Source organism: Noviherbaspirillum denitrificans (assembly GCF_002211445.1).
In the GTDB taxonomy this organism is placed as follows: domain Bacteria; phylum Pseudomonadota; class Gammaproteobacteria; order Burkholderiales; family Burkholderiaceae_D; genus Noviherbaspirillum; species Noviherbaspirillum denitrificans.
Map to the genome: position 1 here is coordinate 2438352 of NZ_LSTO01000001.1, position 4990 is coordinate 2443341.

The window sequence follows — 4990 nt, forward strand, 5'->3', positions numbered from 1 at the left end:
CTCGGGGTGTCCGGTCCGTTTTACGGTTTTTGACTAGAATGAAACGATCCACTCCACCGCCGGAATTGCCATGCTGCCTGCCATCCTGCTGCCTGTCCTGCTCGCCACCGCCGCACCCGCCTTCGCGCAGGGGCCGTCGTCGTGCCCGTCCATCCTCAACCAGCGCTTCAACCGCCTGCAGGATGATGCGCCGCAAAACCTCTGCCAGTACGCGGGCAAGGTGGTGTTGGTGGTCAATACCGCCAGCTATTGCGGCTTCACCAGCCAGTACGAGGGTCTGGAAGCGCTGTATGCGAAATACCAGCCGAAAGGCCTGGTGGTGCTCGGCTTCCCGTCCAATGACTTTGGCGCGCAGGAACCGGGCGACAGCAAGCAGATCGCGGACTTTTGCTTCAATACCTACGGCGTGAAATTCCCGATGTTTTCCAAGAGTTCGGTCAGCGGCAAGGATGCCAACCCGTTGCACGCCGAACTGGCGAAAATCACCGGCACCGCGCCGAAATGGAACTTCTACAAGTACCTGATCGACCGCAGCGGCAAGGTGGTAGGCAGCTATCCGAGCCGGGTCGGACCGGATGATGCCAAACTCGTCGGCGCGATCGAAAAAGCGCTCGGGTCGTAATCAATCTTTTGCCCGAAACCGATTGCCGAAAACTACACAGGATGTATGATTCAAATAGAAACATTCCTTCATCCTGCAAAGGAGGCAATCATGTACAGCAAAATCCTGGTCGCCTATAACGGCACACCCGAAAGCCGCCATGCCTTGCAGGAGTGCATACGTCTTGCACCCGGCGCTTCGGCGGAAATCCACCTGCTGGTTGTCGTAACGCCCACGCCCATCGTGCTGGCCGGCGAATTCGTCGCCGCCGTGCCGACCGTCGACGAGGAGCTGGCCGAGAAGGAAGCGATGGCGCAGGTCCTCGAAGCGGGGCGCAAACTGTTGGAGGAAGCCGACCTGCGCGTGACGCCGCACCTCGAAGTCGGCGAGCCGGTCAATGTCATCGCCGACCTCGTCAACCGCCACGGCATCGACCTCGTGATCGTCGGCCATTCACGCAAGAAACCTTTTGCGCTGCGCTGGTGGCGCGGATCGATGGATGCGGTGCTGGTCGACAAGGTGCGCTGCAGCGTGCTCGTGGCCGCCGAACCGAAGGCGGCCTGACCGAACCTGGCGCGCTCTCAGTGCGCCAGGAAATCCAGCACCATGCGGTTGAACTTGTCCGCATGTTCCCACTGCGCCCAGTGGCCGCAGCGGTTGAAGACGTGCAGCTCGGCATTCGGCATTCCCGCAATCAGCCGCAGGCCGATGTCCATCGGGACGAAGCGGTCGTCCCGGCCCCAGATGACCAGCGTCGGGGCCGTGATTTCCCCGAGGCGCGGGCCGTAGTCGGTGAACTGCTTCGGGTTCGCCGCCAAACTCTTCACAAAATTCTGCAGGTGGTCCGGGCGCGTCAGCATGTTGGCCAGGCGCGCCTGGAACAGTTCTTCCGTCAGGCTGCTGGTGTCATACACGAACACGTTCATCATGCGCTTCAGGTTCTCGATGGTCGGCTCGCGGTAGAGTCCCTGCAGCAGCTTGATGCCTTCGGTCGGCATCGGCACGAACTGGCTCGGCCCGCCGGTGCCGCCGCCCATCAGCACCAGCTTGCCCACGCGTGAAGGATTGGCGAGCGCGAAGGCCACGGCGCTGTGGCCGCCCATCGAGTTGCCGATCAGGTGGGCGCGCTGGATGTCGAGCGCGTCGAGCAAGCCTTTCAGCGCGCGCGCATTCAGCTCGGAGCGCGATCCGGTGCAGACGATGGGATCGCTCTTGCTCCAGCCAGGGCAATCCATCAGGATCACGCGGTAGCCGGCGGCGACCATCGGCTCGATGTTGCGGTGGAAGTTGGCCCAGCCGCTGGCGCCGGGGCCGGAGCCGTGCAGCATGACGACCGTCTCGGCGCCCTGGCCGGCATCGTTGTAGTGGAGCTGCAGGTCAAGCTCGCCATCCTTGATGCGGACGAACTTGCTGGTGGCGGCTTCGGTGAGGGAATGTGCTGCGGTATTCATGCGGTTTTCCTTTCCAGGGTTAATAGGGACGCGGGCCGAGGCCGACAGGCGCCGGAGCGCACTCGACCAGGCGCGAAAACATCCCGGCGAAGTCTTCCGACTTGCCGTCCTTGCCGGAGTTGGCTTCCATCTCCGCACGGAACTGGCGATTGACCGACGCCCAGTCTTCCGGCGTCAGGTACACGCGCGCCAGCGGCATGACCAGGTCTTCCTCCAGCATCATGTGGCCGCGGTAAAAGTCGGCGTAGTGGTTGAACGCGGTGATGAATTCCTCGAGCCGCCCGGCATCGTTGCCGAAGGCCGCCAGCGCCTGCTCCAGCCGGGCTATGCGGCGAGGCGCGTCGCCGTGCTGCGCCTCGATGCGGGCGATGGCATCGGCGCCTTCGTCGGTGCGCTTCGCAAGCACCGCGAACAGGATGTCTTCCTTCGGATGGTGGCGCTTCTCGGCGTAGGCATCGAGGTAATGCACCATGGCCTGGAACAGCTTGAGGTCCGGCGCGAGTTCGCCCGCCGCCACTTTCCTGAGCATGAAGCGGATGGCATGCAGGATGCCGGCCAGCGCCTGGTGTTCGTCCGATATGATGCGTATTGCTTCCATGGGATCTCCAAACGGTGTCAGCCTGCGAGCATTTCCTGGTGCTTGCTTGCGAGGCCGAGATAACTTTCGATGACGCGCGGATCGTTGCGCAGCTGCTCGGCGCGGCCCTGCATCTTCACGCTGCCGTTTTCCAGCACGTACGCATGGTCCGCCACCTGCAGCGCGGCGCGCGCGTTCTGCTCGACCAGCAGGATGGACACGCCGCGCCGGCGCAGTTCGGCGATGATGCGGAAGATTTCGCGCACGATGAGCGGCGCCAGCCCGAGGCTGGGCTCGTCGAGCATCAGCAGCTTCGGCTTCGCCATCAGCGCGCGGCCCACCGCCAGCATCTGGCGCTCGCCGCCCGACATCGTGCCGGCCATCTGGTGGCGGCGCTCCTTCAGGCGCGGGAACAGCGCATACACTTCTTCCATCGTCTGCTGGTGGTCGCGGTGGCCGCTGCGCCTGCGCTGGAAGGCGCCCAGCAGCAGGTTGTCCTCGATGCTCATGGCGCCGAAGAGTTCGCGCTTTTCCGGCACCAGCCCCATGCCGCGCACCACCATGCGCTCGACTTCCGGCACCTGCTCGATGCTGCCGTCGAACTCGACCTCGCCGGACGAGGGCAGCAGCCCCATCACCGCCGACAGCGTGGTGGTTTTGCCGGCGCCGTTGGGGCCGATCACGGTGACGATGCTGCCTTCCGGCACCGACAGGCTGACCTTGCTGACCGCTTCCACCTTGCCGTAGGCGACCGACAGGTTCTTCACTTCCAGTACGTTCTTCATGCCGCCACCCCTCCGAGATAGGCTTCCAGCACTGCCGGATCGTTTTGCACCGCTTCCGGCAAGCCTTCGCAAATCTTTTCGCCGAATTCCATCACCACCACGCGGTCGACTAGGTTCATCACGAAATCCATGTCATGCTCGACCAGCAGCACCGCCATGCCTTCGGCGCGCAGGCGCTTGAGCAGTTCGGCCAGCGCCTGTTTTTCCTTCAGCCGCAGGCCGGCGGCAGGCTCGTCGAGCAGCAGCAGGCAGGGATCGGAACACAGCGCGCGGGCGATTTCGAGGATGCGTTGCTGGCCGAGCGCCAGGCTGCCCGCTTCGGCATGCATGTAGGCGCCGAGGCCGACGCGTTCGACCTGGATTGCCGCTTCGCGCAGCAGGCGATCCTCTTCCTTGCGGTCGAGGCGCCATGCGGCCGACAGGACGCCGCTGGCGCCGCGCATGTGCGCGCCGATGGCGACGTTTTCCAGCACCGTCATGGTGGGCAGCAGGCGCACATGCTGGAAGGTGCGGCTCATGCCCAGCGCCGCGATCTCGCGCGAGTTGCGTCCCGCGACCGGCTGGCCGCGGAACAGGATCTCGCCTGAGGTCGGCGTGTCGACGCCGGAGAGCTGGTTGAACATCGTGCTCTTGCCCGCGCCGTTGGGACCGATCAGGCCGAGGATCTCGCCCGCCTTCACCGACAGGCTCATGTTGTTGTTGGCCACCAGTCCGCCGAACTTGCGGGTCACGCCTTTCGCCTCGAGGATGGTTTCGCCATGCGGCGGCTGCGGCTTCCTTGCCAGCGGCTCGGCGGCCGGATCGATTTCCTTATCGGCCCTGCGCACTGGCACCCAGCGTGCCAGCAGCGGCCACAGACCGTCGCGGGTGCGGTGCAGCAGCACGATCATCATCAAACCGAACACGATGACTTCGAAATGGCCGGCGGTGCCGAACAGCCTCGGCAGCGCATCCTGCAGCCACTGCTTGAGCACCGTGATGACGCCCGCGCCGACCAGCGCGCCCCACACCTGCCCTGCGCCGCCGACCACCGCCATGAACAGGTATTCGATGCCGGTCTGCAGACCGAAGGGCGTCGGGTTCACGAAACGCTGCAGGTGCGCGTAGAGCCACCCTGCGGCGCAGGCCTGCAGCGCGGCGAGCAGAAAGATCACCATGCGCGCGCGCGAGGTATCCACGCCCATCGCCTCGGCCATCACGATGCCGCCCTTGAGCGCGCGGATGGCGCGGCCCTCGCGCGAATCGAGCAGGTTGCGGGTGGTGAACAGCGCCAGCAGCACGAAGGCCCAGACGAGGTAGTAGTAGTGCCGGTTGTCCGCCAACGCGAACCCGAACACATCGATCGCCGGCAGGTTCGACAACCCTGAATGACCGCCGAGGAATTCCATGTTCCCGAACAGGAAGAACAGGCTGATGCCCCAGGCCATGGTGCCGAGCGGCAGGTAGTGGCCGGACAGCTTCAGCGTGACCGCGCCCAGCACCCAGGCGACGCTGGCCGTCAGCACCAGCCCCGCGATCAACGCCAGCCAGGGCGAACCGCCGAGGAAGGCGAGCCAGGCGGGCAGCTGCGCCGGGG

General features: G+C 64.9%; 6 protein-coding genes. 2 read left to right on the plus strand and 4 right to left on the minus strand.

Features of this window, described 5'->3' with window-relative positions:
* Nucleotides 1-70: 70 nt before the first annotated feature.
* Together AYR66_RS11940 and AYR66_RS11945 are read left to right on the plus strand one after the other, a co-directional pair.
* Complete coding sequence (locus AYR66_RS11940; RefSeq protein ID WP_088707659.1) at nucleotides 71-622, plus strand: glutathione peroxidase; 552 nt, start codon at nucleotides 71-73, stop codon at nucleotides 620-622.
* Between the two features lie 90 nt (nucleotides 623-712).
* Nucleotides 713-1165 carry a universal stress protein gene (locus AYR66_RS11945; protein ID WP_088707660.1) on the plus strand — a complete coding sequence of 151 codons (453 nt, stop codon included), beginning with the start codon at nucleotides 713-715 and terminating at the stop codon, nucleotides 1163-1165.
* A gap of 17 nt (nucleotides 1166-1182) precedes the next feature.
* On the opposite strand, the gene AYR66_RS11950 is transcribed toward AYR66_RS11945, so the two are convergent.
* From AYR66_RS11950 to AYR66_RS11965, 4 genes are all read right to left on the minus strand, one after another.
* The gene (locus AYR66_RS11950) at nucleotides 1183-2052 is read right to left on the minus strand and encodes an alpha/beta fold hydrolase (protein ID WP_088707661.1); all 870 of its coding nucleotides are present in this window, start codon (nucleotides 2050-2052) and stop codon (nucleotides 1183-1185) included.
* A gap of 19 nt (nucleotides 2053-2071) precedes the next feature.
* Nucleotides 2072-2650, minus strand: a complete 579-nt coding sequence (locus AYR66_RS11955; protein WP_088707662.1) for a hemerythrin domain-containing protein — start codon at nucleotides 2648-2650, stop codon at nucleotides 2072-2074.
* Nucleotides 2651-2667: 17 nt separating this feature from the next.
* Nucleotides 2668-3414, minus strand: coding sequence for an ABC transporter ATP-binding protein (locus AYR66_RS11960; protein ID WP_088707663.1), 747 nt, complete (start codon nucleotides 3412-3414; stop codon nucleotides 2668-2670).
* Nucleotides 3411-4990, minus strand: a 1580-nt coding sequence (locus AYR66_RS11965; RefSeq protein ID WP_141104229.1) for a branched-chain amino acid ABC transporter ATP-binding protein/permease, incomplete at its 5' end; no start/stop codon positions are given. The genes AYR66_RS11960 and AYR66_RS11965, both read right to left, overlap by 4 nt.

Bases quoted from the DNA above. Each gene is read 5' to 3' on its own strand.
- AYR66_RS11940 (WP_088707659.1), top strand. From the start codon at position 71: ATGCTGCCTGCCATCCTGCTGCCTGTCCTGCTCGCCACCGCCGCACCC.
- AYR66_RS11945 (WP_088707660.1), top strand. From the start codon at position 713: ATGTACAGCAAAATCCTGGTCGCCTATAACGGCACACCCGAAAGCCGC.
- AYR66_RS11950 (WP_088707661.1), bottom strand. From the start codon at position 2,052: ATGAATACCGCAGCACATTCCCTCACCGAAGCCGCCACCAGCAAGTTC.
- AYR66_RS11955 (WP_088707662.1), bottom strand. From the start codon at position 2,650: ATGGAAGCAATACGCATCATATCGGACGAACACCAGGCGCTGGCCGGC.
- AYR66_RS11960 (WP_088707663.1), bottom strand. From the start codon at position 3,414: ATGAAGAACGTACTGGAAGTGAAGAACCTGTCGGTCGCCTACGGCAAG.